We start from the raw sequence: 22,938 nt of genomic DNA, 5'->3' as shown, positions 1-22,938 counted from the left end.
AAGCCCTAGATGCCCAGCTCCTGGCGGATCAGCTTGAGCAACTTGTCGGTATCAATGGGCTTGAGCAGAAAGTCCACCACGCTCAGGTGCATGGCATCGATGGCGTCACGCACATTGGCGTCACCCGACATGATGATGATCGGCAAGGCCGCCCGCTCGGACTCACGCACCTTGCGGATCAGATGCAAGCCATCGTGGGGCAGCATGCGCAAATCGGTGAGCATCAGGTTGATCGGCTGGCCCGCTGCCAACAGCGCCAGCGCTTCCTCTTCATTACTGGCCTTGAGGCACTCAATCGCGTTGAGCTCCAGAAACTCGGCCAACAACTCCCGCGCCACGGGGTCGTCTTCAACAATCAACACACATGACGAGGCCGAAGCAGGTGTCTGCATGACCTCTTGCAAGGCCTCTTTTTCGGCGTCAGTCAAAATGTCGTGTTCAGTCATAGGCTTCCCGGAAGCGGACTTGCAGGCGAAATATCCTAACAGCGTAGTCGGTTATCCATTACAGAATGCCAATGTGCGCTCAGCCGTAGGTATTTCCAAGCCTATAAGAACAAGAAACACACAAAAAACCTGTACGAATTTTCTAAAACAGTCATGGCCTGATGCCCCCTAGACTTACGTCCAATGGGCACCCGGACGCAGACCGCCGAGCATGAGGGATAGAAAAACACCACAGGGCGCAGCCCTGGCCGGTCATAACAACAACGGTTCACAACCCACCACGCGGTATCAGTAATGAGTAAATCGGATGCGTTTCTCCAGGCAGGGAAAACCGCGGTGTTGCAGAACATTCACGGCACCATGCAGTTTTTGCAGCGATTCCCGCCGTTCAACCAAATGGAAAACACTCACCTGGCGTACCTGGTCGAGCAGTGCCAACTGCGCTTCTATGCCCCGGGCGAAAGCATCATCCGACCGACTGACGGGCCGGTGGAACATTTCTATATCGTCAAGCAGGGTCGCGTGGTCGGCGAGCGTACCCACGAAGGCCGTGAAGAGGCCCAGACCACCTTCGAGATCACCGCTGGCGAGTGCTTCCCCCTGGCCGCGCTGCTGGGCGAGCGCGCCACCCGCACCGAACACCGCGCCGCCGAAGATACGTTTTGCCTGCAACTGAACAAGCCCGCATTTATCAAGCTGTTTGCCCTGTCTGACGAGTTCCGCGACTTTGCCCTGCGCGGCGTCAGCAGCCTGCTCGACAAGGTCAATCAGCAAGTGCAGCAAAAAGCCGCGCAAACACTCGGCACGCAATACTCGCTCAATACCCGCCTGGGCGAACTGGCCATGCGCCACCCTGTCACTTGCGCCCCGAACGTTGCCCTGCGCGAAGCCGTTCGGCTGATGCACGAACAGCAAGTGGGCAGCATTGTTGTGGTCGACGAGCACAAGGCCCCGCTGGGGATTTTCACCCTGCGCGACCTGCGGCAGGTGGTGGCCAATGGCATTGAGGACTTCGCGCAGGCCATCGATCAGCACATGACCCCCGAGCCGTTCTACCTGAGCCCCGACCACAGCGCTTTCGACGCCGCCATCGCCATGACCGAGCGGCATATCGCCCACGTGTGCCTGGTTAAAGATCAACGCTTGTGTGGCGTTGTTTCCGAGCGCGACCTGTTCTCCCTGCAACGGGTCGACCTGGTGCACCTGGCGCGTACCATCCGCCATGCCCCCCGGCTGGACACCCTGATCAGCCTGCGCGGCGAAATCGGCCAGTTGGTTGAGCGCATGCTGGCCCATGGCGCGTCTTCCACGCAGATCACCCATATCATCACCCAGCTCAACGATCACACCGTTTGCCGGGTGATCGAGCTGGTACTGGCCGACAAAGGCGACCCCGGCGTGCCGTTTACCTGGTTGTGCTTTGGCAGCGAGGGGCGGCGCGAGCAAACCCTGCACACTGACCAGGACAACGGCATCCTGTTCGAGGCCAGGGACGCAGCCGAAGCCGCCAGTATTCGCCAGCGCCTGCTGCCCATCGCCCAGCAGATCAACCAGCACCTGGCGGCCTGCGGTTTTACCCTGTGCAAGGGCAATATCATGGCCGGCAACCCCGAGCTGTGCCTGTCCCGTGCTGAATGGGCGCGCCGCTTTGGCGCCTTTATCCGCGAGGCCACTCCGGAAAACCTGCTGGCCAGCACCATCTATTTCGACCTGCGCGTGGTCTGGGGCGATGAACAGGGCTGCGCGCAGCTGCGCCGCGGCATCCTTGAGCAAGTGGCCGACAACCGCCTGTTCCAGCGCATGATGGCCGACAACGCGTTGCGTCACCGCCCGCCGGTGGGGCGTTTTCGCGAATTTGTGCTGGAGCGCAAAGGCAGCGACAAGGCCACCCTCGACCTCAAGGTCCAGGGCCTCACGCCTTTTGTCGACGGTGCGCGCTTGCTGGCGCTGGCCAACGGTGTCGAAGCCAACAACACCCTGGAACGCTTGCGCCAACTGGTCGCTCTGGACGTGATTGAAGCGCTGGACGGCGCGGCCTACGAGGAGGCGTATCACTTTATCCAGCAAACCCGCATGCAACAGCACCAGTTGCAAACCCGGGAAAACCGCCCGTACTCCAACCGCGTCGACCCCGACAGCCTCAACCAGCTGGACCGCCGTATCCTGCGTGAAGCGCTGCGTCAGGCCCAGCGTCTGCAAAGCAGCCTGGCCCTGCGGTATCAGCTATGAGCCTGTTGTCCTGGTTGTTGCCGCGCAAAAAGCCGCTGCTGAGCCTTGAACAGCAGCAACGCCTGCAGCAACTGGCGCCCGCCCCGGCGTTGAGCGAGGCGCCATTGCGCACGCAACGCTGGGTCGTGGTGGACCTGGAGACCAGCGGCCTGAACCTTAACCGCGATCAGGTGCTGTCGATGGGTGCAGTGGTCATTGAAGACGGCGCGATCGACCTGGGCCAGGCGTTTGAACGTACCCTGCAGCGTCCCGACAGCGCCCTGAGCCCCAGCCTGTTGCTGCATGGCCTGGGGCCTGCGGCTATTGCCGCAGGCAGCGACCCGGTGGATGCCCTGCTCGATTTCATGGACTTTGTGGGTGATAGCCCGGTGCTGGCGTTCCATGCGCCGTTTGACCAGCACATGCTCACCCGTGCGCTCAAGGACAGCCTGGGCTACCGCTTGCAGCACCCGTTTATGGATGTGGCGGCACTGGCTCCGATGCTGTGCCCGCAGGTGCATCAGCGCGAAGCCGGGCTCGACCAGTGGATCAATCACTTCAACCTGCAGGTCGAAGACCGCCACAACGCCAGCGCCGACGCCTTGGCCACTGCCGAGCTGGCGCTGATCCTGTTCAGCCGCGCCCGGGCACAGGGCATCGACAGCCCCCTGGCCTTGCAACAGCGGCTCAACCAGTGGCAGCGGCGCAAGCAGATGCACGGTTTTTAAGAGCCCCCTCACCCTAACCCTCTCCCGGAGGGAGAGGGGACTGACTTATGTTGTTGCACAAAATTGCTTTTGCCTTTAGCCCCCTCTCCCTCCGGGAGAGGGTTGGGGTGAGGGCAACAGACAACAACGTCCAAAAGTCATCCGATGAGCGTCAATTGCGTAGGACCATTCCCTCTGCCACAATCGCGAATAATTATCGTTAGTTAAAACTTGCAGTCGGTGATGCCCTTGTCGTCAGTCCAAAACCCCCACAGTGAGCTGGTTGGAGCGCTTTATCGCGACCATCGCGGCTGGCTGCTGGCGTGGTTGCGACGCAACGTGGCCTGCCCCCAACGGGCCGAAGACCTCAGCCAGGACACCTTCGTGCGCCTGCTGGGCCGCACCGGACTGCAAGCTCCACGCGAGCCCCGGGCCTTTTTGGCGGCCATCGCCAAGGGCCTGCTGTTTGACTACTTTCGCCGCGCCGCACTGGAACAGGCCTGGCTCAACGAATTGATGTTGATACCCGAGGCCGAGCAGCCTTCGCCCGAGGCCCAGCAACTGATCCTCGAAGACCTCAAGGCCATCGACCGCATGCTGGCCAAGCTGTCGAGCAAAGCCCGCGCCGCCTTCCTGCACAGCCGGCTCGACGGCATGACCCACGCCGAAATCGCCGAACGCCTGGGCGTGTCGGTGCCCCGTGTGCGCCAATACCTGGCCCAGGGCATCCGTCAGTGCTATATCGCCCTGTATGGCGAACCGACATGAGCCAGGCCAATACCAAACCGGTCTCGGCCCAGGTGCTGGACGCCGCCATTGCCTGGCAACTGTGCCTGGACTGCGGCAACGGCAGCGCCGTGGAACAGGCCGAATTCGCCAAGTGGTACAGCGCCAGCGAAGAACACGCCCGTGCCTGGTTACAACTGGGCATGCTCGACCAGCGCTTCAGCAACACCGGCATCCCGGCGCGCAACGCCCTGCTCAATGCCCGCAATGGCGTGCAGCAACGGGTACGCAAGCTCGGTAGTGGCCTGGCGAGTGTCGCACTGGTGTGCGGGCTGGCCCTGTTCGCCGGTAAAAGCTACCTGCCCATCGATTACTGGATGGCCGACCAGCGCACCGCCACCGGCGAACAACGCCAACTGCGCCTGGCCGATGGCACGCTGCTCAACCTCAATACCCATAGCGCAGTCGATGTGCAGTTTGACGACAGCACCCGGCGCATCGTCCTGCAAGAAGGCGAGATCATGGTCGAGACCGGCCACGGCGACCCTAGGCCCTTTATCGTGCAAACCCGCGATGGCAGCTTGCTGGCCCTGGGCACGCGCTTCATGGTCAAGCGTGAAGACGACGGCACGCGCCTGAGCGTGCTGCAATCACGGGTGCAGGCCCACCCCCAAGACAGCGGCGAACAGACCATCTACAGCGAAGGCCAGCAAGTGCTCATGCACCGCGACCGTCTGGGCCAGATGTATGCCGTCAGCCCCGGAGCCGATGCCTGGACACGGGGCATGCTGGTGCTGGACAACGTGCGCCTAGCCGACATGGTGGGTGAACTCAACCGCTACCAGCGCGGCCACCTGGGCGTAGCGCCTGAAGTAGCCGACCTGCGCATCACTGGCAGCTTCCCGCTGAACAATGTGGAGCTGGCACTCAACGCCCTGCTGCCGACCTTGCCGGTCGAGATCCGGCAACGTACCCCATGGTGGGTCACTGTCAGCGCCAAGCCTGCGGCGAACTGAATCTAAATTATTTTCAATCAGCCCTATCACTTTTCCAATCTCGTGCGGCAGATAGGCATTAAGAAACATTTCCATTCAGGAACCCGCCGAATGTCCCGCACCCTCGACACGTTTTTGCGTCCCAGCCTGTTGGCTGTCGCCATTGCACTAAGCGCCCCGCTGGCCAGCACCCCGCTGATGGCCGCCGAGCAGGCATCCTCTGCGCGCAGCTACAACCTGCCCGCCGGCCCGTTGGCGGCCACCTTGAACCAGATCGCCAGCCAGGCCGGCATCACCCTGGCCATCGACTCGTCCCTGCTGGCAGGCAAAACCTCGGCACCGGTCGAGGGCACGTTCGAAGCCACGACAGCGATGCGTGAAGCGTTGCAGGGGAGCGGGTTGCAATTGGTGCCGGGCAGTGCGGGCAGCTTCACGCTGATCGAAATCCCCCAGGGCGCATTGGCCCTGGGCGCAACGACCATTTCCGGCCAGGGCACTTACGAAAGTGCCTGGGGCCCGGTGGATGGTTACCTCGCCCAACGTACGGCGTCGGGTACCAAAACCGATACCTCGCTGGCTGAAGCCCCCCGCTCCATCTCCGTGGCCACCCGCAGCCAGATGCAGGATCGAGCGGTGCAGAACCTGGATGATGCGGTTCGTTACATGCCCGGCGTTACGGCCAGCAGCTATGGCAGCGACAGCCGCTCAGAGTGGCTTAAGGTTCGGGGTTTCGAACCGACCCAGTTTCTCGACGGCCTGCCGCTGCCCAAGGGCTCCTACACCATGCCCAAGCTGGAAACCTGGGACCTGGAGCGCGTAGCCCTGCTCCGTGGCCCAGCGTCATCGGTCTACGGCCAGACCCCTGCCGGTGGCTTGCTGGATATGGTCAGCCGTCGCCCGCAAGACACCCCGAGCCATGAAGTGCAGGTACAAGTCGGCAGCTACCAGCGCAAACAAATCAGCTTCGACAGCACCGGCCCGATCGATGATGAAGGCCGCTTTCTGTACCGCATCAGCGGCCTGGTACGCGACAGCAACACCGCGATCGATCACAACGAAGACAAGCGCTACAACCTCGCGCCCAGCCTGACCTGGAACATCGACCCGGACACCAAGCTGACCTTCCTCAGCCAGTTCAACCGTGACGACACGGGTATCACCAGCCAGTTCTTGCCGATCCAGGGCACCAAGGTCGACTCACCGGCGGGCAAGGTGAAGTATCACGAGAACCTGGGTGACCCGAAGTGGGAGTTCTACGACAAGACCTACTACGCACTCGGCTACGCCTTCGAACACCGCTTTGACGATGTATGGCAGTTCCGTCAGAACTTGCGCTACACCAAAAGCGACCTGTCGTTTCAGGGCATCACTGCAGGCGGTTACTACGGCTCCGTTGCCGACGACGGTACCGTGCAGCGCGGCGCCAATATCGTGAACGAAGACATCAGCCAGTTCGCCGTGGATAACAACTTCCAGGCGGACTTCAACACGGGAGCCCTCAAGCACACGGTACTGATCGGCCTCGACCACCAGCGCGTCAACACTAACTACAAATGGCAATACGGCGCCGCTCCGGCCAGCAACATCATCAACCCGATCTACGGGCAGGATTTCAGCAACGTCAAGTACACCGCTTATAACGACTACAACCAGAAAACCCGTGACACCGGCCTCTACCTGCAAGACCAGATGGCGCTGGACAACTGGCGCCTGACCCTGGGCGGGCGCCAGGACTGGCTGCACACCGACACCACGTTCTACAACGAGAACTACGCACGCGACAAACGTGATGACAGTGCCTTCACTGGCAATGCCGCGCTGAGCTATGTGTTCGATTCCGGCTTCACGCCTTATGTGTCCTATGCCGAATCGTTCCAGGCCGAGCCGGGTGGCTTTGGCGGCAAAGCGTTCAAGCCCGGCACCGGCAAGCAATACGAAGTGGGCCTCAAGTACCAGCCACCCGGCACCGAGATGCTGTTCACCGCTGCCGTGTATGACCTGACCCGCAAAAACATCGTGCTCAGCGACACCCTGGGTGTAAGCCGGCCACTGGGTGAAGCCAACGTGCGCGGCGTGGAGCTGGAGGCCGTGGGCAACGTCAACGAGAACCTTAAACTGACCGCTGCCTACACCTATGCCAACACCAAGATGACCAAGGTCTCCGACCCGCTGGACAAGAACCGTCCACTCCCCCTGACACCTGAACATCAAGCCTCGATCTGGGCGGACTACACCTGGCACAAAGGCGTACTGGATGGCTTCGGCGTCGGCTTTGGTGCCCGCTATATTGGCGAGACCGACAACATCGCAATCGGCAGCATGGCTTATGTGCCCGACGCTTCTTATGGCCACACCGACGCTTACACCGTCTACGACGCCGCGGTGCATTACGACTTGGGCAAGGTCAGTACAACGCTCAAGGGCGCCACGGTTTCTGTGAACGCCAACAACGTATTCGACAAGGAATACCTGTCGACCTGCGACGGTTTCTACTGCTACTACGGCGACCGCCGTAACGTCATGGCCAGCGTCAACTACAAGTGGTAACCCGCTAAGGGCTGCACCACCTTCCCCCTGTGGGAGCGGGCTTGCCCGCGATGGCATCACCTCGGTTTTTTCAGACACCCCGAGTTGCCTGCATCGCGAGCCAGCCCGCTCCCACAGGGGGTTTACGCATTCAGGATCTTCATGAAAAGCAAAACCATCCGCCGCTGGTCCTTTATCCACACCTGGACCAGCCTGATTTGCACCGCGTTCTTGCTGATGCTGGCACTCACCGGCCTACCGTTGATTTTTCATCATGAAATCGACCATCTGCTGGGCGATGCGCCGCAGGTCAAGGCGCTGCCTGCCGATACCCCGACCCTCGACCTGCAACAGCTGGTACGCGCCGCCGAAGCCCATCGCCCGGGCGAGGTCATGCAGTATTTCGGCTGGGAAGAAGACGAACCCAATGCCGTCCTGACCATCATGGCACCCACCGCCGGCACTGAACCCAACTCTTCCCACACCTTTATGCTCGATGCCCGCACGGGCGAAGCCATTGAGGTGCCGTCAGCCAATGGCGGGCTGATGATGGTCATGCTGCGCCTGCATGTGGACATGTTCGCCGGGCTGCCCGGCAAGCTGCTATTGGCCTTTATGGGGCTGCTGTTTGTGCTGGCGATCATCTCCGGCACAGTGCTGTACCTGCCCTTTATGCGCCGCCATGAATTCGCCACCGTGCGCACCGACAAATCCACCCGCTTGCGCTGGCTCGACCTGCATAACCTGATTGGCGCCGTGACCCTGACCTGGGCCTTGGTGGTGGGTGTGACCGGGGTGATCAGCGCCTGTGCCGACCTGATTATCGCCGCCTGGCGCAATGACAGCCTCAGCGCCATGATCGAACCCTACCGCGATGCCCCGCCGCTGACCCACCTGGCCCCGGCCAGCCAACTGCTGGAGATTGCCGCCAGGGCCGCACCCGGCATGCGCCCGGACTTTATCGCTTTCCCCGGTACGCGGTTCTCCAGCGAACATCATTACGCGGTCTTTATGAAAGGCAGCACGCACCTGACCTCGCACCTGCTGACCCCAGTCTTGATTGACGCCAGCACCCTGGAGGTCACCGCCGTGGCCGGACGACCGTGGTACATGGACGCCATGGGCATGTCGCAGCCGCTGCATTTTGGCGACTACGGCGGCATGCCGATGAAAATCCTCTGGGCAGCTCTTGATGTACTGACCATCGTGGTGCTCGGCAGCGGGTTGTACCTGTGGTGGGTGCGCAGACGCGCAGCCAAGGAGAGCGCACGATGAGGCCGCGTCAGTCGAACTTCTGGAAAGTGTTTGCCATCCCGTTAGCTATCGGGCTGGTCAGTGTGACGGGGCTGTTCAGTGCGCTATTGGGTGAAGGCGCCTGGGATGTGCTGAGCTGGATTGGCTTGGGGATTCCTGTGTGGATCAGTGTGCAGGGCTTGCTCAAGCGTTGAGGGCCACAATTGACACCCACAAAAAAGCCCGCATCGCTGCGGGCTTTTTAGTACGCGCCGGTCTTAGTTGACCTTGGCGTTCAGCTCACCCTTGAGGTAACGCTGGTACATGGCTTCCAGGGAGATCGGCTTGATCTTCGAAGCATTACCGGCAGTACCGAAGGCTTCGTAACGGGCAATACACACGTCACGCATGGCCGTTACGGTGGCGCCGAAGAACTTGCGCGGGTCGAACTCGCTCGGGTTGGTTGCCATCAGGCGACGCATGGCGCCAGTCGATGCCAGACGCAGGTCGGTGTCGATGTTGACCTTGCGCACGCCGTGCTTGATGCCTTCAACGATTTCTTCAACCGGCACACCGTAGGTTTCTTTGATGTCGCCGCCGTATTCGTTGATGATCGCCAGCCACTCTTGTGGCACCGAAGACGAACCGTGCATCACCAGGTGAGTGTTCGGAATGCGCTTGTGGATCTCTTTGATCCGGTCAATCGCCAGTACGTCGCCAGTAGGTGGCTTGGTGAACTTGTAAGCGCCGTGGGAAGTACCGATGGCTATGGCCAGGGCATCTACCTGGGTGCGCTTGACGAAGTCAGCCGCTTCTTCCGGGTCGGTCAGCATCTGGCTGTGATCCAGAACGCCTTCTGCACCGATGCCATCTTCTTCGCCAGCCATACCGGTTTCCAGGGAACCCAGGCAGCCCAGCTCGCCTTCAACCGATACACCGCAAGCGTGCGCCAGGGCAACAGTTTGCTGGGTAACGCGAACGTTGTAGTCGTAGTCAGTCGGGGTTTTGCCGTCTTCGCCCAGCGAGCCGTCCATCATCACCGAGCTGAAGCCCAGCTGGATCGAGCGCTGGCACACGTCAGGGCTGGTGCCGTGGTCCTGGTGCATGCACACCGGGATATGCGGGAATTCTTCGATTGCAGCCAGGATCAGGTGACGCAGGAAGGGAGCACCTGCGTACTTGCGCGCACCGGCCGAAGCCTGAACGATCACCGGGGAGTCGGTCTTGTCAGCGGCTTCCATAATGGCGCGCATCTGCTCAAGGTTGTTTACGTTGAAGGCTGGAACGCCGTAGCCGAATTCGGCGGCGTGGTCCAACATCTGGCGCATGCTGATAAGTGCCATTGTGTGTGTCTCTCCCGGACAAGGGTCGTTAATCGTGCAAGCCTGCCGTAGCGGCGGCTGCTATTCAAGTTATTGCAGATCGGGGGTTTGCCCCGATTTGCCCAGTTCGATTTAGCTGAAACGTTACAGCTTCAGCTATAGCTATGCGGCCCATCAAGTGGGCCGCATTTCAAATCAAGGGCACCCGCGCTCTTGTGAAGCCTTGGGCGACTCGTATTTTTCCAGCGCCTCAGGCCCTGAGCGTTTATTGACCAGCGGCACGCTTTGCGCCTGCCAGTCAGCCTGGTAGCAACCACTCTCTTCAGGGGTTGCAGCCTCGGGCGCCGGCTTGCTCGAGCCGGCGCAACCGGCCAAAAAGCCCGCGATCATCAACAGCGGTAACAACTTGACCATGTCCATGCTTCCTTTCAGGGCCTGAAACACCTTCAGGCTTTGGCGCGGCTTTCCAGGATCTCGACGGCAGGCAGTACCTTGCCTTCGACGAACTCCAGGAATGCACCACCGCCGGTGGAGATGTAGGAGATTTGATCAGCAATGCCGTACTTGTCGATCGCTGCCAGGGTGTCGCCACCGCCCGCAATCGAGAACGCTGCACTGTCAGCAATGGCCTGGGCCAGAACCTTGGTGCCGTTGCCGAACTGGTCGAACTCGAACACACCGACCGGGCCGTTCCACAGGATAGTCTTCGAAGACTTGAGCAGCTCGGCGAAATGCGCCGCGGTTTGCGGGCCGATATCCAGGATCATGTCGTCAGCAGCCACGTCGGCAATCAGCTTGACGGTTGCAGCGGCACTTTCAGCGAATTCCTTGGCCACTACCACATCAGTCGGCAAAGGCACGTTGACCTTGGCAGCGATGGCGCGGGCAGTTTCCAGCAGATCAGGTTCGTACAGCGACTTGCCCACCGGGTGACCGGCAGCAGCCAGGAAGGTGTTGGCGATGCCGCCACCCACGATCAGCAGGTCGCAGATCTGGCTCAAGCTGTTCAGCACTTCCAGTTTGGTCGATACCTTGGAGCCGGCAACAATCGCCGCCATCGGTTTGGCCGGGGCGCCCAGGGCCTTGCCCAGTGCTTCCAGCTCAGCAGCCAGCAAAGGGCCTGCGGCTGCAACCTTGGCAAACTTGGCCACGCCGTGGGTCGAACCTTCGGCGCGGTGAGCGGTGCCGAAAGCGTCCATCACAAACACGTCGCACAGGGCGGCGTATTGCTTGGCCAGCTCGTCGGCGTTTTTCTTTTCGCCCTTGTTGAAGCGCACGTTTTCAAACAGCACGATGTCGCCGGCTTTGACGTCGACGCCATTGAGGTAATCGCTGACCAGCGGCACTTCACGGCCCAGGGCCTTGCTCAGGTAATCGGCTACAGGCTTGAGGCTGTTTTCAGCAGAAAACTCGCCTTCAGTCGGGCGCCCCAGGTGCGAGCAGACCATGACCGCCGCGCCTTTTTCCAACGCCAGCTTGATGGTCGGCAGCGAAGCGAGGATACGCGCATCGCTGGTGACTACACCGTCCTTGACTGGGACGTTGAGGTCTTCGCGGATCAGTACGCGTTTACCTTGCAGATCGAGGTCGGTCATCTTCAACACGGTCATGGGTCGCAATTCCTGAGTTTCTAATGTTAGAGAACGGATTTTGGGTGGGTAACGTGCAAGTAGTGCTCTGCCACATCGATCATTCGATTGGCAAAACCCCATTCGTTGTCGAACCAGGCCAGCAGGTTCACCAGGCGGGGGCCGGAAACGCGGGTCTGGCTGGCATCGACTATGGCCGAATGCGGGTCATGGTTGAAATCACAGCTGGCGTGCGGCAACTCGGTATAGGCCAGCAAGCCTTTGAGCGGGCCGCTGGTGGCAGCCTCGCGCAGTATGCGGTTCACTTCTGCGGCATCGGTGTCCCGCGCCGTGGTCAGGGTGATGTCCAGGCACGACACGTTCAAGGTCGGCACCCGTACCGCTTTGGCCTGAATCCGGCCAGCAAGTTCCGGCAACAGGCGCTCGATGCCCTTGGCCAGGCCGGTAGACACCGGAATCACTGACTGAAATGCCGAGCGCGTACGACGCAGATCTTCGTGATGGTAGGCATCGATTACCGGCTGATCGTTCATCGCCGAGTGAATCGTGGTGATCGACACATACTCAAGGCCAAGGGCCTGATCCAGCAAACGCAACAGCGGCACACCGCAGTTGGTGGTGCAGGAGGCGTTGGAGACCAGGCGTTCTTCGCCGGTCAGGCTGTGCTGGTTGACGCCATAAACGATGGTGGCGTCGACATCGGCGTCGCTGGCCATCGGTTGCGAAAAGAGCACGGCGGGCGCCCCGGCATCCAGGAAACGCAGGCCGTCGGCGCGGGTGTTGTAGACGCCGGAGCATTCCAGCACCAGGTCAACACCCAGGGCAGCCCAGTCGATCCCTTCGGGGGTGGCACTGCGGAACACTTTCACGCAGTCGCCATTGATATGCAGGCAGTCGCCTTCGATCCGTATCTCGCCGGGGAACCGGCCATGAGTGGAGTCGAAGCGCGTCAAATATTCGAGACTGGCCATATCGGCCAGGTCATTGAGTGCAACAATTTCAAACCCGGCTTCTGCCCCTCGCTCAAACAACGCACGCAAGACGCAACGACCAATTCGGCCGTAGCCGTTGAGTGCAACTTTGTAAGGACGCGGTTGAGGCATGGGGGTTCTCTTGTTTTTACGGGTGAATCAGTCACCACAGCATCAATGCCACTTATGCCATCGCGGGCAAGCCCGCTCCCACATGGACAGTGCATATCCTGTGGGAGCGGGCTTGCCCGCGATGGAGCCAAGCGCTAATGCCGAATCAGTCTTCCAGCAGTTCGTCAGCCTGACCCAGGATGTTTTCCAGGGTGAAGCCGAACTCTTCGAACAAGGCAGGCGCAGGCGCCGACTCGCCGTAGGTGGTCATGCCGATCACGCGGCCTTCCAGGCCCACGTACTTGTACCAGTAGTCAGCGTGGGACGCTTCGATGGCGATACGGGCGCTTACCTGCAGCGGCAGAACCGACTGCTTGTAGCCTGCATCCTGAGCTTCGTACACGCTGGTGCATGGCATCGACACCACACGAACCTTGCGGCCCTGCTCGGTCAGCTTTTCCCAGGCCTGAACAGCCAGGCCCACTTCGGAACCGGCCGAGATCAGGATCAGCTCAGGCTCGCCTGCGCAGTCCTTGAGCACGTAGCCACCACGGTTGATATCGGCAATCTGGCCAGCATCACGGGTCTGGTGGTTGAGGTTCTGACGCGAGAAGATCAACGCGGACGGACCGTCGTTGCGCTCCAGGGCGTATTTCCAGGCAGCTGCGGATTCCACCGCATCGGCCGGGCGCCAGGTGTCCAGGTTCGGCGTAGTACGCAGGCTGGTCAGTTGCTCGATTGGCTGGTGAGTCGGGCCGTCTTCGCCCAGGCCGATGGAGTCGTGGGTGAACACATAGATCACGCGCTGCTTCATCAGGGCCGACATGCGGATGGCGTTGCGGGCGTATTCCATGAACATCAGGAAGGTCGCGCCGTAAGGCACCAGGCCGCCGTGCAGGGCAACGCCGTTCATGATGGCGCTCATGCCGAACTCGCGTACACCGTAGTACACGTAGTTGCCGCTGGCGTCTTCAGCCGATACGCCTTTGCAGCCTTTCCAGAGGGTCAGGTTGGAACCGGCCAGGTCAGCGGAGCCGCCCAGCAGTTCTGGCAGCAACGGGCCAAAGGCGTTCAGGGCGTTCTGGCTGGCTTTGCGGCTGGCGATGGTTTCGCCTTTGGCAGCGACTTCAGCGATGTAGGCGTTGGCCTTGGCATCGAAGTCAACTGGCAGCTTGCCGCTCAGGCGACGGGACAGCTCGGCGGCCAGTTCCGGGAACTCGGCAGCGTAGGCAGCGAAGCGCTTGTCCCACTCGGACTCAACCGCAGCACCGACTTCCTTGGCATCCCATTCGGCGTAGATGTCAGCCGGGATTTCAAACGGGCCGTGGTTCCAGTTCAGGGCCTTGCGGGTCAGGGCGATTTCGTCGTTGCCCAGCGGAGCACCGTGGCAGTCTTCCTTGCCCTGCTTGTTCGGCGAACCAAAACCGATGGTGGTCTTGCAGCAGATCAGCGTTGGTTTGTCGCTTTTGCGTGCGGTTTCGATGGCAGTCTTGATTTCTTCCGGGTCGTGACCGTCAACGTTGCGGATCACTTGCCAGTTGTAGGCTTCGAAACGCTTTGGCGTGTCGTCGGTGAACCAGCCTTCCACTTCGCCATCGATGGAGATGCCGTTGTCGTCGTAGAACGCGATCAGTTTGCTCAGGCCCAGGGTGCCGGCCAGCGAGCCAACTTCGTGGGAAATGCCTTCCATCATGCAGCCATCACCCAGGAACACATAGGTGTGGTGATCGACAACATTATGGCCAGGACGGTTGAACTGCGCGCCCATGACTTTTTCGGCCAGGGCAAAGCCCACAGCGTTGGCCAGGCCCTGACCCAACGGGCCAGTAGTGGTTTCAACGCCCGGCGTGTAGCCCAGCTCCGGGTGGCCCGGGGTGCGGCTGTGCAGCTGGCGGAAGTTTTTCAGGTCGTCGATCGACAGGTCATAGCCGGTCAGGTGCAACAACGAGTAGATCAGCATCGAACCATGGCCGTTGGACAGCACGAAGCGGTCACGGTCAGCGAACGAAGGATTGCTCGGGTTGTGCTTCAGATAATCGCGCCACAGTACTTCGGCGATATCAGCCATACCCATAGGGGCACCTGGATGGCCGCTGTTGGCTTTTTGCACGGCATCCATGCTGAGTGCACGAATGGCGTTGGCACGCTCACGACGGCTGGGCATCGCTGTTCTCCTGGGTATTGAAAGTTAAATCGAAACGGAAAAAAGGCGAGCATTTTCCCTCACCCACCCCCTTGGGGCAATGACAGATAGTCAGCTGAAACGTTTTTCCTTTGTTCAGGCGGCCAATCTGTTAAGGATCGGACATTTCATTTCGTTAATACGCACATCTGACCCGACAAACGCGCCATTTATCGACCAATATCAAAAAGTTTTGATATTGAACTTGCGGGGGCTTGAGCGGGTAACTAGACTGCGGCCCCATGAACTTACGCGTGCCTTCAATCCGCCATGACGATTGCGACGAGCTCTCCGCCCTGTGCAAGGCTGGAGGCGATCCGCTGCGACTCAATGTGCTGCGCGCGTTGGCCAACGATTCGTTTGGTGTGCTGGAGCTGGCGCAGATTTTCGCCACCGGCCAGTCCGGCATGAGCCACCACCTCAAGGTGCTGTCCCAGGCGCGGCTGGTTGCAACCCGGCGCGAAGGCAACGCGATTTTTTATCGCCGCGCCCTGCCCCATACCGAACAACTGGGCGGCAAATTGCATGCAGCACTGCTGGAAGAGGTCGATAACCTGACCTTGCCCGCTGAAGTACAGGCGCGCATCAGCGCCGTACACGGCCAACGTGCAGCCGCCAGCCAGGACTTTTTCTCACGCATAGCCGAGAAATTTCGCGCTCAACAGGATTTGATCGCTGGCTTGCCGCAATACCGGGACAGTGTTTTAACCCTGCTCGACAAGCTGAGTTTCAGCCCGGCGGCCACGGCCCTGGAAGTCGGCCCCGGCGATGGCAGCTTTTTGCCCGACCTGGCCCGCCGCTTTCAGCAGGTCACGGCGCTGGACAACAGCCCGGTGATGCTGGAGCTGGCCCGTCAGGTATGTGAACGCGAGTCACTGAACAACGTCAGCCTGATCCTGGCCGACGCGTTGCACGAAGCACCGCTGCAGGTCGACTGCGTCGTGGTGAACATGGTCTTGCACCATTTCGCCGCGCCGGCCGAGGCACTCAAGCAACTGGCAACCTTGCTGCAACCGGGCGGTAGCCTGCTGGTAACAGAGTTGTGCAGCCATAATCAGGCGTGGGCCCGCGAGGCCTGCGGGGATTTGTGGCTGGGTTTTGAACAAGATGATCTGGCCCATTGGGCCACCGCTGCGGGACTCGTTCCCGGGGAAAGCCTCTATGTAGGCTTACGTAATGGTTTCCAGCTTCAGGTCCGCCACTTTCAGCGGCCAGCTGGCGACACTCACCATCGGTAAATATTAGGAAACCGTCGAGATGAGCGAATACTCCCTTTTCACCTCCGAGTCCGTGTCTGAAGGGCATCCGGACAAAATCGCCGACCAGATTTCTGACGCGGTGCTGGACGCCATCATTGCTGAAGACAAGTTCGCCCGTGTGGCGTGCGAGACTCTGGTGAAAACCGGCGTAGCAATCATCGCCGGCGAAGTTACCACTTCGGCCTGGGTTGACCTGGAGCAGATCGTTCGTGACGTGATCACCGACATCGGCTACACCAGCTCCGACGTCGGCTTCGACGGCGCGACCTGCGGCGTGATGAACATCATCGGCAAGCAGTCCCCTGACATCAACCAGGGTGTTGACCGTGCCAAGCCTGAAGATCAGGGCGCCGGCGACCAGGGCCTGATGTTCGGCTACGCCAGCAACGAAACCGACGTGCTGATGCCGGCACCGATCACCTTCTCCCACCAGTTGGTGCAGCGCCAGGCCGAAGCCCGCAAGTCCGGCCTGCTGCCGTGGTTGCGCCCGGATGCCAAGTCCCAGGTCACTTGCCGCTACGAAGGCGGCAAGGTTGTGGCCATCGACGCCATCGTGCTGTCGACCCAGCACAACCCGGAAGTGTCGTACAAAGACCTGCGCGAAGGCGTGATGGAACTGATCGTCAAGCATGTGCTGCCAGCCGAGCTGCTGCACAAGGACACCCAGTTCCACATCAACCCGACTGGCCAGTTCATCATCGGTGGCCCGGTTGGCGACTGCGGCCTGACCGGTCGCAAGATCATCGTTGACACCTACGGCGGCATGGCCCGTCACGGTGGCGGCGCGTTCTCGGGCAAGGATCCGTCCAAGGTTGACCGTTCGGCAGCCTACGCCGGTCGTTATGTAGCCAAAAACATCGTGGCTGCAGGCCTGGCTGATCGTTGCGAGATCCAGGTTTCCTACGCTATCGGCGTCGCTCAACCGACTTCGATTTCGTTGAACACCTTCGGCACTGGCAAAATCAGCGACGACAAGATCATCAAGCTGGTGCGTGACGTGTTCGACCTGCGTCCATACGCCATCACCACCATGCTCGACCTGCTGCACCCGATGTACCAGGAAACTGCCGCTTACGGTCACTTCGGCCGCACGCCGCAGACCAAGACAGTGGGCAACGATACCTTCACCACGTTTACGTGGGAGCGTACCGACCGCGCTGAAGAACTGCGCGCCGCTGCTGGTTTGTAAGTAAAACCTGCTGCACCAAAAGCCCCGCACAGGCAACTGTTCGGGGCTTTTTGCTGCTGGCGGGCAACGCCCGACGGATTGCTTGCGTGCGGATGCTGCTAACATCCACGGTTTGGATCCGCCAAAACGCTCTTGTGTAGCGTTTTTTTCAGCCTTATTTAATTGTCATCTTTGGTCATGGAGCTATTTATGAAATTACTTTCACCGCTCGCCCTGTTTACTGTTTGCGGCCTGTTGGCTGCCCCGCTGATGGCCGCTGATGCAGCCCCGGAACTGACCGGCTGTGCGGCCAAGAAGCAGGCCATTACCCTGCAACTGGAGCAGGCGCGTGCCCACGGCAACAGCAACCAGGTGGCCGGTCTTGAAAAAGCCCTGAGCGAAGTTGAAGCCCATTGCACCGACGCGGGCCTGCGCAAGGAACGCGAAAACAAGGTGCTGGAAGCCAAGCATGAAGTCAGCAAGCGCCAGGCAGACCTGGACAAGGCCATGAAAAAAGGCGACCCGGAAAAAATCGACAAGCGCAAAAACAAGCTGGCCGAATCGCGCAAAGAGTTGCAGGAAGCGCTGGATCAGCTGGACAAGTAATACGCCCTGTAGGAGCGGGCTCGTTGTGGGAGCGGGCTTGCTCGCGATGGGATCGCTGCGGTCTGCCTGACAGATCGCGTCGCCTGCATCGCGAGCAAGCCCGCTCCCACAGCAGGTGGGTACCGGCTCAACTTTACTCAGTGATTCCTGAATGCCTTGTGGCACGCACTGCAGGTGTCTTCGACCTTCTGCACCGCCGGCATCAGGTTGCTGGCTTTGTAGGGCTGCACCTGGCTGGCGATCACCAGCTCACCCGTAGCAGCCTCCAACTGGCGCGCCAGCTCCTGAAAACGTGCCTGCTTTTGCCAGACATCATCAGTAGCGCTGGTTTGATCGCTCTCTTTGACTTGAGGGAAATGCTTCCACGGTTCGTAAGCCAAGGCATCCAGCTTGATCGCGCCCTCGGTAAAGCGCGGGCCATCGAACGGAATTCGACCCCGCAACATGCCGCCCAGGTCTTCACTGGTCTTTAGCATTTGCTTGAAAATCGCTTTACGCTGGCCCAGCGGCGAATCGGGATCAACCCCGCCACACGCCGTCAGCGTCAGGCAGGCCAGCACTACAACAGTCAATCGTTTAAGAGTCATGGTGGCTTCAGGTCACGGAAATCGGCCGCCAGTATCCTCGTGTCACCTGCAAAGACCAATACCCTTATTAAATATACGGTTTGCCTTGACGGCCATCAGACCTCGGCAGCCTTGAAGGAACAGCGTCAATGAACAGATTTTTCAAACCACTGGCCTGGGCGCTGCCCGTTGTCATGTTGCTGGCCGGATGCAACGGCACCGACAAGGACGCAGACAAGAATGCCGTCAAGCCTGTGCCGCACACCACCTACAGCAAAGCCGACTGGAATGCGCTGCCGGAAGTGACGGGCAGTGACCTGCAAAGCGGCTTCGCCTCTTGGCGCAGTGCCTGTACCCGCCTCAAGGCGGATGCCAACTGGGGACCGGTCTGCACCGACGCTGCGGCATTGCCTGCCAGCCCGAGCGTGGCCGAAATCAGCAACTTCCTGCAAACCCACCTCGACGTGTACAGCCTGCGCTCGGCCGAAGGCAGCAGTGACGGCCTGATCACCGGTTATTACGAACCCGTTTACCCGGGCAGCCTCAAACCCACCCAAGCGGCCAATGTGCCGATCTATGGCGTGCCCACTGACCTGATCGTGGTCAATCTGGACAGCATTTACCCCGAGCTCAAGGGCAAGCGCCTGCGCGGTCGCCTCGATGGCCGCGTACTCAAGCCTTACGACACCGCCGAGACCATCAACAGCAAAGGCCTGGACGCCCCGGTACTGGCGTGGCTGACTGACCCGATGGACCTGCAGTTCCTGCAGATCCAGGGTTCTGGCCGGGTCCAGCTCGACAATGGCCGTCAACTGCGCATCGGCTACGCCGACCAGAACGGCCACCCCTACAAACCGATTGGCCGCTGGCTGGTCGAGCAAGGCGAACTGAAGAAAGAAGACGTGACCATGGGCACCATTCACGCCTGGGCAATGGCCAACCCGCAGCGTGTCCACGAGATGCTGGCCAGCAACCCGAGCTACGTGTTCTTCACTCAGAACCCCGACAGCAACGAAGGCCCGCGCGGCTCGCTGAACGTGCCGCTGACCGCCGGTTACAGCGTGGCAGTTGACCGCAAGGTGATCCCGCTGGGCAGCCTGTTGTGGTTGTCGACCACTCAGGCCAACGGCCAGCCCATCGTGCGCCCGGTTGCCGCCCAGGACACCGGCGGCGCGATTGCCGGCGAAGTGCGTGCCGACTTCTTTGTAGGCACGGGCCCCGAGGCAGGGCAAATTGCAGGCGACATGAAACAGAAAGGCAATATCTGGCTGCTGTGGCCAAAAGGGGCGGCGTTGCCGTTGTAAGAGCACCTGCAGGCAATAGAATCCGACTTTTGTGGGAGCGGGCTTGCCCGCGATGCAGACGATGCGGTTCGCCTGATGCACCGCGTTGAGGCCATCGCGAGCAAGCCCGCTCCCACAGGCAGTGTGGAGATTGCGTTACATCGACACAAAAAAGAAGCTGACCACCAGCCCCATGCCGATAAACCACACGATCGAACGCAGCAGCGCCCAGTCGGCCAGGTAACAGATGATGTAGAGCATGCGGCTGGTGACAAACAACACCGCCAGCACATCGATGGTCACCGGCTGGGCGTTGCCCACGATATCGGCAATGATCACCGCCGCGGCAAACGCCGGGGTTACTTCAAAGCTGTTGAGCTGGGCACTGTGGGCGCGCTTGGCAAACCCTTGCAGGCCGTCGAGAAACGTACGCGGATCATGGTTCTGTTTAGGCCCGAACTTGCCATCACTGAACTTGGCAAACGCAGTGCACACATAGGTCAGGCAGAAGGCAATCAGTACACACCAGAAGGCAACCGTCATTGGAATTTCCTTTTTAGAGTTTCATCACGAGCATGCCGATCAGCACCAGCCCACAGGCTAAGAGCCTCGGTCCGCCGAAAGGTTCTTTGAGGTAACGCATACCGAACAGCACCACCAGAATCACGCTGACTTCACGCAGCGCCGCCGCCTCGGCAATCGAGCCCAGTTGCATGGCCCACAGCACCAGCGCATAGCTGGCCAGCACGCAAACCCCCACCGCCACACCCAAGCGCCATTGCGTGCGCCAGAACAGCTGGAACGCAGCACGCTTGCGGGTAACGGCCAACAGCGGAAACGGCCAGGCACTGAGCAATGTGACCCATACCAGATAATCCAGCGGATGGGGCCAGCGCCGGATCGCCTGCCCGTCCAGGAAGGTATAGCAACCGATGCACAGGCCGATCAGCGCCACCACCGGCAACATCGACCAGGGCAGGCGATCACCGCCACCGCCCTGCCACAACAAGCAGGCCATGCCGCACGGAATCAGCAGAATGCCAATGATCTGCTGCCCGCTCAGCACTTCACCGGCAAAGGTCAGGGTCAGCGCCAGCACCACCAGCGGCGAAAGCCCGCGCATCAACGGGTACACCAGCCCCAGGTCGCCCACCCGATAAGCGCGGATCAGCAGCACCCGGTACACCAGCTCGAAAAACACCGAAGCCAGAATCCACGGCCAGATATCCGCTGGCGGCCATTGCGCAAAACCCACCAGCACCGCCACGACCACCAGCGCCACCGTGTCCATGCAGGCGATCACCAGCAAACGCTCGCCGCTGAACTTGATCAGCGTGTTCCAGATCGCATGCAACACCGCCGCGACCAACACCAATACCGTTGCCAGCACCGCAGACTCCTTATTGTTATCAACCTGCGACAGCCGCAAGCGCCACCATGCAACCTCAGAGCTACATTGTGGTCAATGACCTCGCACTTCGCGTCCCTTTGCCACACCCCCGGGATGTGCCCCTGGTGCCCGTTTTTGCATCCAAACATGACCCGAACCCGTCGGGTTTCCATTCACTCTCGCCACCACAGGATCCCGGATGCTTGAGCTTGTTGCTGCGTTTATCTGCCTGACTTCACTACTGACTTATGTGAACTTCCGCTTTATCGGCCTGCCGCCGACGATTGGCGTGATGGTCACCGCCCTGATGTTTTCCCTGCTGTTGCAAGGCTTGAGCTTCCTCGGTTACCCGGGGCTGGAAGAGCGCGTGCAGGAGCTTATCGGCCAGATCGACTTCGGCGACCTGCTGATGAACTGGATGCTGTCGTTCCTGCTGTTTGCCGGTGCGCTGCATGTGAATTTCAATGACGTGCGCAGCTATCGCTGGCCCATTGGCCTGCTGGCCACGGTCGGCGTATTGATCGCCACCACGGTGATCGGCAGCCTGGCGTACTGGATTTTCGGCCTGTTCGGCTGGCATATCAGCTTCCTGTACTGCCTGCTGTTCGGTGCTCTGATCTCCCCCACCGACCCGATTGCCGTGCTCGGTGTGCTGCGCACCGCCAACGCTTCCAAGCCGCTGAAAACCACCATCGTCGGTGAGTCGCTGTTCAATGACGGCACCGCCGTTGTGGTGTTCACCGTGTTGCTGGGTATCGTGCAGCTGGGTGAAACCCCGAGCCTGAGCGCCACGGCCATGCTGTTTGCCCATGAAGCCATTGGCGGCGTGGTGTTCGGTGGCCTGATCGGTTACCTGGTGTACCGCATGATCAAGAGCATCGAGCAATACCAGATCGAAGTGATGCTGACGTTGGCCCTGGTGATTGGTGGCTCGGCTATGGCCAGTGAGCTGCATGTCTCGGCGCCCATTGCGATGGTGGTGGCTGGTTTGATCATCGGTAACCTGGGCCGCAACAAGGCCATGAACGAAATGACCCGTCGCTATATGGACGGTTTCTGGGAACTGCTTGACGACATGCTCAATGCCCTGTTGTTTGCGCTGATTGGCATGGAGCTGTTGCTGCTGCCGTTCTCGTGGCTGCATTTGCTGGCTGCCAGCGGCCTGGCCGTGGCCATTTTGCTGTCGCGCCTGCTGACCGTTGCACCGGCCATTGTCTTGCTGCGTCGCTGGCGCACCGTGCCCCGCGGCACCATCCGCATCCTCACCTGGGGCGGCCTGCGTGGCGGTGTTTCGGTGGCGCTGGCCCTGGCCTTGCCACTGGGCCCGGAACGCGACCTGATCCTGAGTATTACCTATATCGTGGTGCTGTCCTCGATCCTGTTCCAGGGTTTGACCATCGGCAAACTGGTCAAGCATGTGACCAAGGATGCGCCGGTGGAGGCTGAGCAGGCGCACTGACACTCACATTTCTTGTGGGAGCGGGCTTGCCCGCGATGGCAGCTACTCGGTCTGTCAAAGAGACCGAGCCGCCTGTATCGCGAGCAAGCCCGCTCCCACAAAGATTCCTGCGGTTTGCATCATCCCGGCGATTTCCCCCGCCTTGGCTACACTCACTCTCCGTAATGCCCTCGGGCATGTATCGCTAAGGA

Annotated in this window: 21 protein-coding genes; 12 read left to right on the top strand and 9 right to left on the bottom strand. The window is 60.5% G+C overall.

Going from position 1 to position 22,938, the window contains the following annotated elements:
• Positions 1-5 precede the first annotated feature (5 nt).
• A complete protein-coding gene (locus AB3G35_RS04870; RefSeq protein ID WP_016782483.1) occupies positions 6-446 on the bottom strand; it encodes a response regulator in 441 nt (146 codons plus the stop codon).
• Between the two features lie 294 nt (positions 447-740).
• Here AB3G35_RS04870 and AB3G35_RS04865 point away from each other — a divergent pair, with 294 nt between their 5' ends.
• From AB3G35_RS04865 to AB3G35_RS04835, 7 genes are all read left to right on the top strand, one after another.
• The gene (locus AB3G35_RS04865; RefSeq protein WP_369782353.1) at positions 741-2,675 is read left to right on the top strand and encodes a putative nucleotidyltransferase substrate binding domain-containing protein; all 1,935 of its coding nucleotides are present in this window, start codon (positions 741-743) and stop codon (positions 2,673-2,675) included.
• Positions 2,672-3,382 carry a PolC-type DNA polymerase III gene (locus AB3G35_RS04860; RefSeq protein WP_369782352.1) on the top strand — a complete coding sequence of 237 codons (711 nt, stop codon included), beginning with the start codon at positions 2,672-2,674 and terminating at the stop codon, positions 3,380-3,382. Before AB3G35_RS04865 ends, AB3G35_RS04860 begins: the two co-directional genes overlap by 4 nt.
• A 222-nt stretch (positions 3,383-3,604) precedes the next feature.
• On the top strand, positions 3,605-4,129 hold the full coding sequence (locus AB3G35_RS04855; RefSeq protein WP_016782486.1) for an RNA polymerase sigma factor: 525 nt from the start codon (positions 3,605-3,607) through the stop codon (positions 4,127-4,129).
• Positions 4,126-5,103 (top strand): FecR domain-containing protein, encoded by a 978-nt coding sequence (locus tag AB3G35_RS04850; RefSeq protein WP_369782351.1) that lies wholly within the window; start codon positions 4,126-4,128, stop codon positions 5,101-5,103. The genes AB3G35_RS04855 and AB3G35_RS04850 overlap by 4 nt, the downstream gene beginning before the upstream one ends.
• Before the next feature lie 90 nt (positions 5,104-5,193).
• On the top strand, positions 5,194-7,629 hold the full coding sequence (locus AB3G35_RS04845; protein ID WP_369782350.1) for a TonB-dependent siderophore receptor: 2,436 nt from the start codon (positions 5,194-5,196) through the stop codon (positions 7,627-7,629).
• Positions 7,630-7,770: 141 nt separating this feature from the next.
• Entirely contained in the window at positions 7,771-8,883 is a 1,113-nt protein-coding gene (locus AB3G35_RS04840) for a PepSY domain-containing protein (protein ID WP_016782489.1), read from the top strand.
• A complete protein-coding gene (locus tag AB3G35_RS04835) occupies positions 8,880-9,056 on the top strand; it encodes a hypothetical protein (RefSeq protein ID WP_095040600.1) in 177 nt (58 codons plus the stop codon). Before AB3G35_RS04840 ends, AB3G35_RS04835 begins: the two co-directional genes overlap by 4 nt.
• Before the next feature lie 63 nt (positions 9,057-9,119).
• On the opposite strand, the gene fba is transcribed toward AB3G35_RS04835, so the two are convergent.
• The 5 genes from fba to tkt form a co-directional block, all read right to left on the bottom strand.
• Positions 9,120-10,184, bottom strand: coding sequence for a class II fructose-bisphosphate aldolase (fba, locus tag AB3G35_RS04830; protein WP_016782491.1), 1,065 nt, complete (start codon positions 10,182-10,184; stop codon positions 9,120-9,122).
• A gap of 174 nt (positions 10,185-10,358) precedes the next feature.
• Positions 10,359-10,577 (bottom strand): hypothetical protein, encoded by a 219-nt coding sequence (locus AB3G35_RS04825; protein WP_016782492.1) that lies wholly within the window; start codon positions 10,575-10,577, stop codon positions 10,359-10,361.
• A gap of 32 nt (positions 10,578-10,609) precedes the next feature.
• A complete protein-coding gene (locus tag AB3G35_RS04820) occupies positions 10,610-11,773 on the bottom strand; it encodes a phosphoglycerate kinase (RefSeq protein WP_016782493.1) in 1,164 nt (387 codons plus the stop codon).
• 26 nt (positions 11,774-11,799) lie between these two features.
• Positions 11,800-12,855: an erythrose-4-phosphate dehydrogenase gene (gene epd, locus AB3G35_RS04815; RefSeq protein ID WP_369782349.1), complete on the bottom strand. Its 1,056-nt coding sequence runs from the start codon at positions 12,853-12,855 to the stop codon at positions 11,800-11,802.
• A gap of 145 nt (positions 12,856-13,000) precedes the next feature.
• Positions 13,001-14,998, bottom strand: a complete 1,998-nt coding sequence (gene tkt, locus AB3G35_RS04810; RefSeq protein ID WP_369782348.1) for a transketolase — start codon at positions 14,996-14,998, stop codon at positions 13,001-13,003.
• Between the two features lie 260 nt (positions 14,999-15,258).
• Here tkt and AB3G35_RS04805 point away from each other — a divergent pair, with 260 nt between their 5' ends.
• The 3 genes from AB3G35_RS04805 to AB3G35_RS04795 all read left to right on the top strand — a co-directional run bounded on the left by AB3G35_RS04805 (position 15,259) and on the right by AB3G35_RS04795 (position 18,049).
• Positions 15,259-16,254 carry a metalloregulator ArsR/SmtB family transcription factor gene (locus AB3G35_RS04805; RefSeq protein WP_029611610.1) on the top strand — a complete coding sequence of 332 codons (996 nt, stop codon included), beginning with the start codon at positions 15,259-15,261 and terminating at the stop codon, positions 16,252-16,254.
• A 19-nt stretch (positions 16,255-16,273) separates the two neighbouring features.
• Positions 16,274-17,464: a methionine adenosyltransferase gene (gene metK / locus AB3G35_RS04800; RefSeq protein ID WP_016782497.1), complete on the top strand. Its 1,191-nt coding sequence runs from the start codon at positions 16,274-16,276 to the stop codon at positions 17,462-17,464.
• 189 nt (positions 17,465-17,653) lie between these two features.
• Positions 17,654-18,049 (top strand): DUF1090 domain-containing protein, encoded by a 396-nt coding sequence (locus tag AB3G35_RS04795; RefSeq protein WP_086795685.1) that lies wholly within the window; start codon positions 17,654-17,656, stop codon positions 18,047-18,049.
• 137 nt (positions 18,050-18,186) lie between these two features.
• Here the strand turns inward: AB3G35_RS04795 and AB3G35_RS04790 are convergent, their stop codons facing one another.
• Entirely contained in the window at positions 18,187-18,636 is a 450-nt protein-coding gene (locus AB3G35_RS04790; RefSeq protein ID WP_029611611.1) for a cytochrome c, read from the bottom strand.
• Between the two features lie 128 nt (positions 18,637-18,764).
• Between AB3G35_RS04790 and AB3G35_RS04785 the strand changes: the two genes are divergently transcribed.
• The gene (locus AB3G35_RS04785) at positions 18,765-19,919 is read left to right on the top strand and encodes a murein transglycosylase A (protein WP_106115595.1); all 1,155 of its coding nucleotides are present in this window, start codon (positions 18,765-18,767) and stop codon (positions 19,917-19,919) included.
• Positions 19,920-20,054: 135 nt separating this feature from the next.
• Here AB3G35_RS04785 and AB3G35_RS04780 read toward each other — a convergent pair whose 3' ends face one another.
• Together AB3G35_RS04780 and AB3G35_RS04775 are read right to left on the bottom strand one after the other, a co-directional pair.
• Entirely contained in the window at positions 20,055-20,441 is a 387-nt protein-coding gene (locus AB3G35_RS04780) for an MAPEG family protein (protein ID WP_016782501.1), read from the bottom strand.
• Between the two features lie 13 nt (positions 20,442-20,454).
• On the bottom strand, positions 20,455-21,288 hold the full coding sequence (locus tag AB3G35_RS04775; protein WP_016782502.1) for a DMT family transporter: 834 nt from the start codon (positions 21,286-21,288) through the stop codon (positions 20,455-20,457).
• A 199-nt stretch (positions 21,289-21,487) separates the two neighbouring features.
• Here AB3G35_RS04775 and AB3G35_RS04770 point away from each other — a divergent pair, with 199 nt between their 5' ends.
• Positions 21,488-22,747 carry a sodium:proton antiporter gene (locus tag AB3G35_RS04770; protein ID WP_083369739.1) on the top strand — a complete coding sequence of 420 codons (1,260 nt, stop codon included), beginning with the start codon at positions 21,488-21,490 and terminating at the stop codon, positions 22,745-22,747.
• The last annotated feature ends 191 nt before the right edge of the window (positions 22,748-22,938 follow it).

Origin of the sequence: Pseudomonas sp. WC2401 (assembly GCF_041200115.1) — a bacterium.
Classification (GTDB): domain Bacteria; phylum Pseudomonadota; class Gammaproteobacteria; order Pseudomonadales; family Pseudomonadaceae; genus Aquipseudomonas; species Aquipseudomonas fragi.
Note: the sequence above shows the minus strand (reverse complement) of the source record. Positions and strands in the feature narration are given on the sequence as shown.

Bases quoted from the DNA above. Each gene is read 5' to 3' on its own strand.
- AB3G35_RS04870 (WP_016782483.1), bottom strand. From the start codon at position 446: ATGACTGAACACGACATTTTGACTGACGCCGAAAAAGAGGCCTTGCAA.
- AB3G35_RS04865 (WP_369782353.1), top strand. From the start codon at position 741: ATGAGTAAATCGGATGCGTTTCTCCAGGCAGGGAAAACCGCGGTGTTG.
- AB3G35_RS04860 (WP_369782352.1), top strand. From the start codon at position 2,672: ATGAGCCTGTTGTCCTGGTTGTTGCCGCGCAAAAAGCCGCTGCTGAGC.
- AB3G35_RS04855 (WP_016782486.1), top strand. From the start codon at position 3,605: ATGCCCTTGTCGTCAGTCCAAAACCCCCACAGTGAGCTGGTTGGAGCG.
- AB3G35_RS04850 (WP_369782351.1), top strand. From the start codon at position 4,126: ATGAGCCAGGCCAATACCAAACCGGTCTCGGCCCAGGTGCTGGACGCC.
- AB3G35_RS04845 (WP_369782350.1), top strand. From the start codon at position 5,194: ATGTCCCGCACCCTCGACACGTTTTTGCGTCCCAGCCTGTTGGCTGTC.
- AB3G35_RS04840 (WP_016782489.1), top strand. From the start codon at position 7,771: ATGAAAAGCAAAACCATCCGCCGCTGGTCCTTTATCCACACCTGGACC.
- AB3G35_RS04835 (WP_095040600.1), top strand. From the start codon at position 8,880: ATGAGGCCGCGTCAGTCGAACTTCTGGAAAGTGTTTGCCATCCCGTTA.
- fba (WP_016782491.1), bottom strand. From the start codon at position 10,184: ATGGCACTTATCAGCATGCGCCAGATGTTGGACCACGCCGCCGAATTC.
- AB3G35_RS04825 (WP_016782492.1), bottom strand. From the start codon at position 10,577: ATGGTCAAGTTGTTACCGCTGTTGATGATCGCGGGCTTTTTGGCCGGT.
- AB3G35_RS04820 (WP_016782493.1), bottom strand. From the start codon at position 11,773: ATGACCGTGTTGAAGATGACCGACCTCGATCTGCAAGGTAAACGCGTA.
- epd (WP_369782349.1), bottom strand. From the start codon at position 12,855: ATGCCTCAACCGCGTCCTTACAAAGTTGCACTCAACGGCTACGGCCGA.
- tkt (WP_369782348.1), bottom strand. From the start codon at position 14,998: ATGCCCAGCCGTCGTGAGCGTGCCAACGCCATTCGTGCACTCAGCATG.
- AB3G35_RS04805 (WP_029611610.1), top strand. From the start codon at position 15,259: ATGAACTTACGCGTGCCTTCAATCCGCCATGACGATTGCGACGAGCTC.
- metK (WP_016782497.1), top strand. From the start codon at position 16,274: ATGAGCGAATACTCCCTTTTCACCTCCGAGTCCGTGTCTGAAGGGCAT.
- AB3G35_RS04795 (WP_086795685.1), top strand. From the start codon at position 17,654: ATGAAATTACTTTCACCGCTCGCCCTGTTTACTGTTTGCGGCCTGTTG.
- AB3G35_RS04790 (WP_029611611.1), bottom strand. From the start codon at position 18,636: ATGACTCTTAAACGATTGACTGTTGTAGTGCTGGCCTGCCTGACGCTG.
- AB3G35_RS04785 (WP_106115595.1), top strand. From the start codon at position 18,765: ATGAACAGATTTTTCAAACCACTGGCCTGGGCGCTGCCCGTTGTCATG.
- AB3G35_RS04780 (WP_016782501.1), bottom strand. From the start codon at position 20,441: ATGACGGTTGCCTTCTGGTGTGTACTGATTGCCTTCTGCCTGACCTAT.
- AB3G35_RS04770 (WP_083369739.1), top strand. From the start codon at position 21,488: ATGCTTGAGCTTGTTGCTGCGTTTATCTGCCTGACTTCACTACTGACT.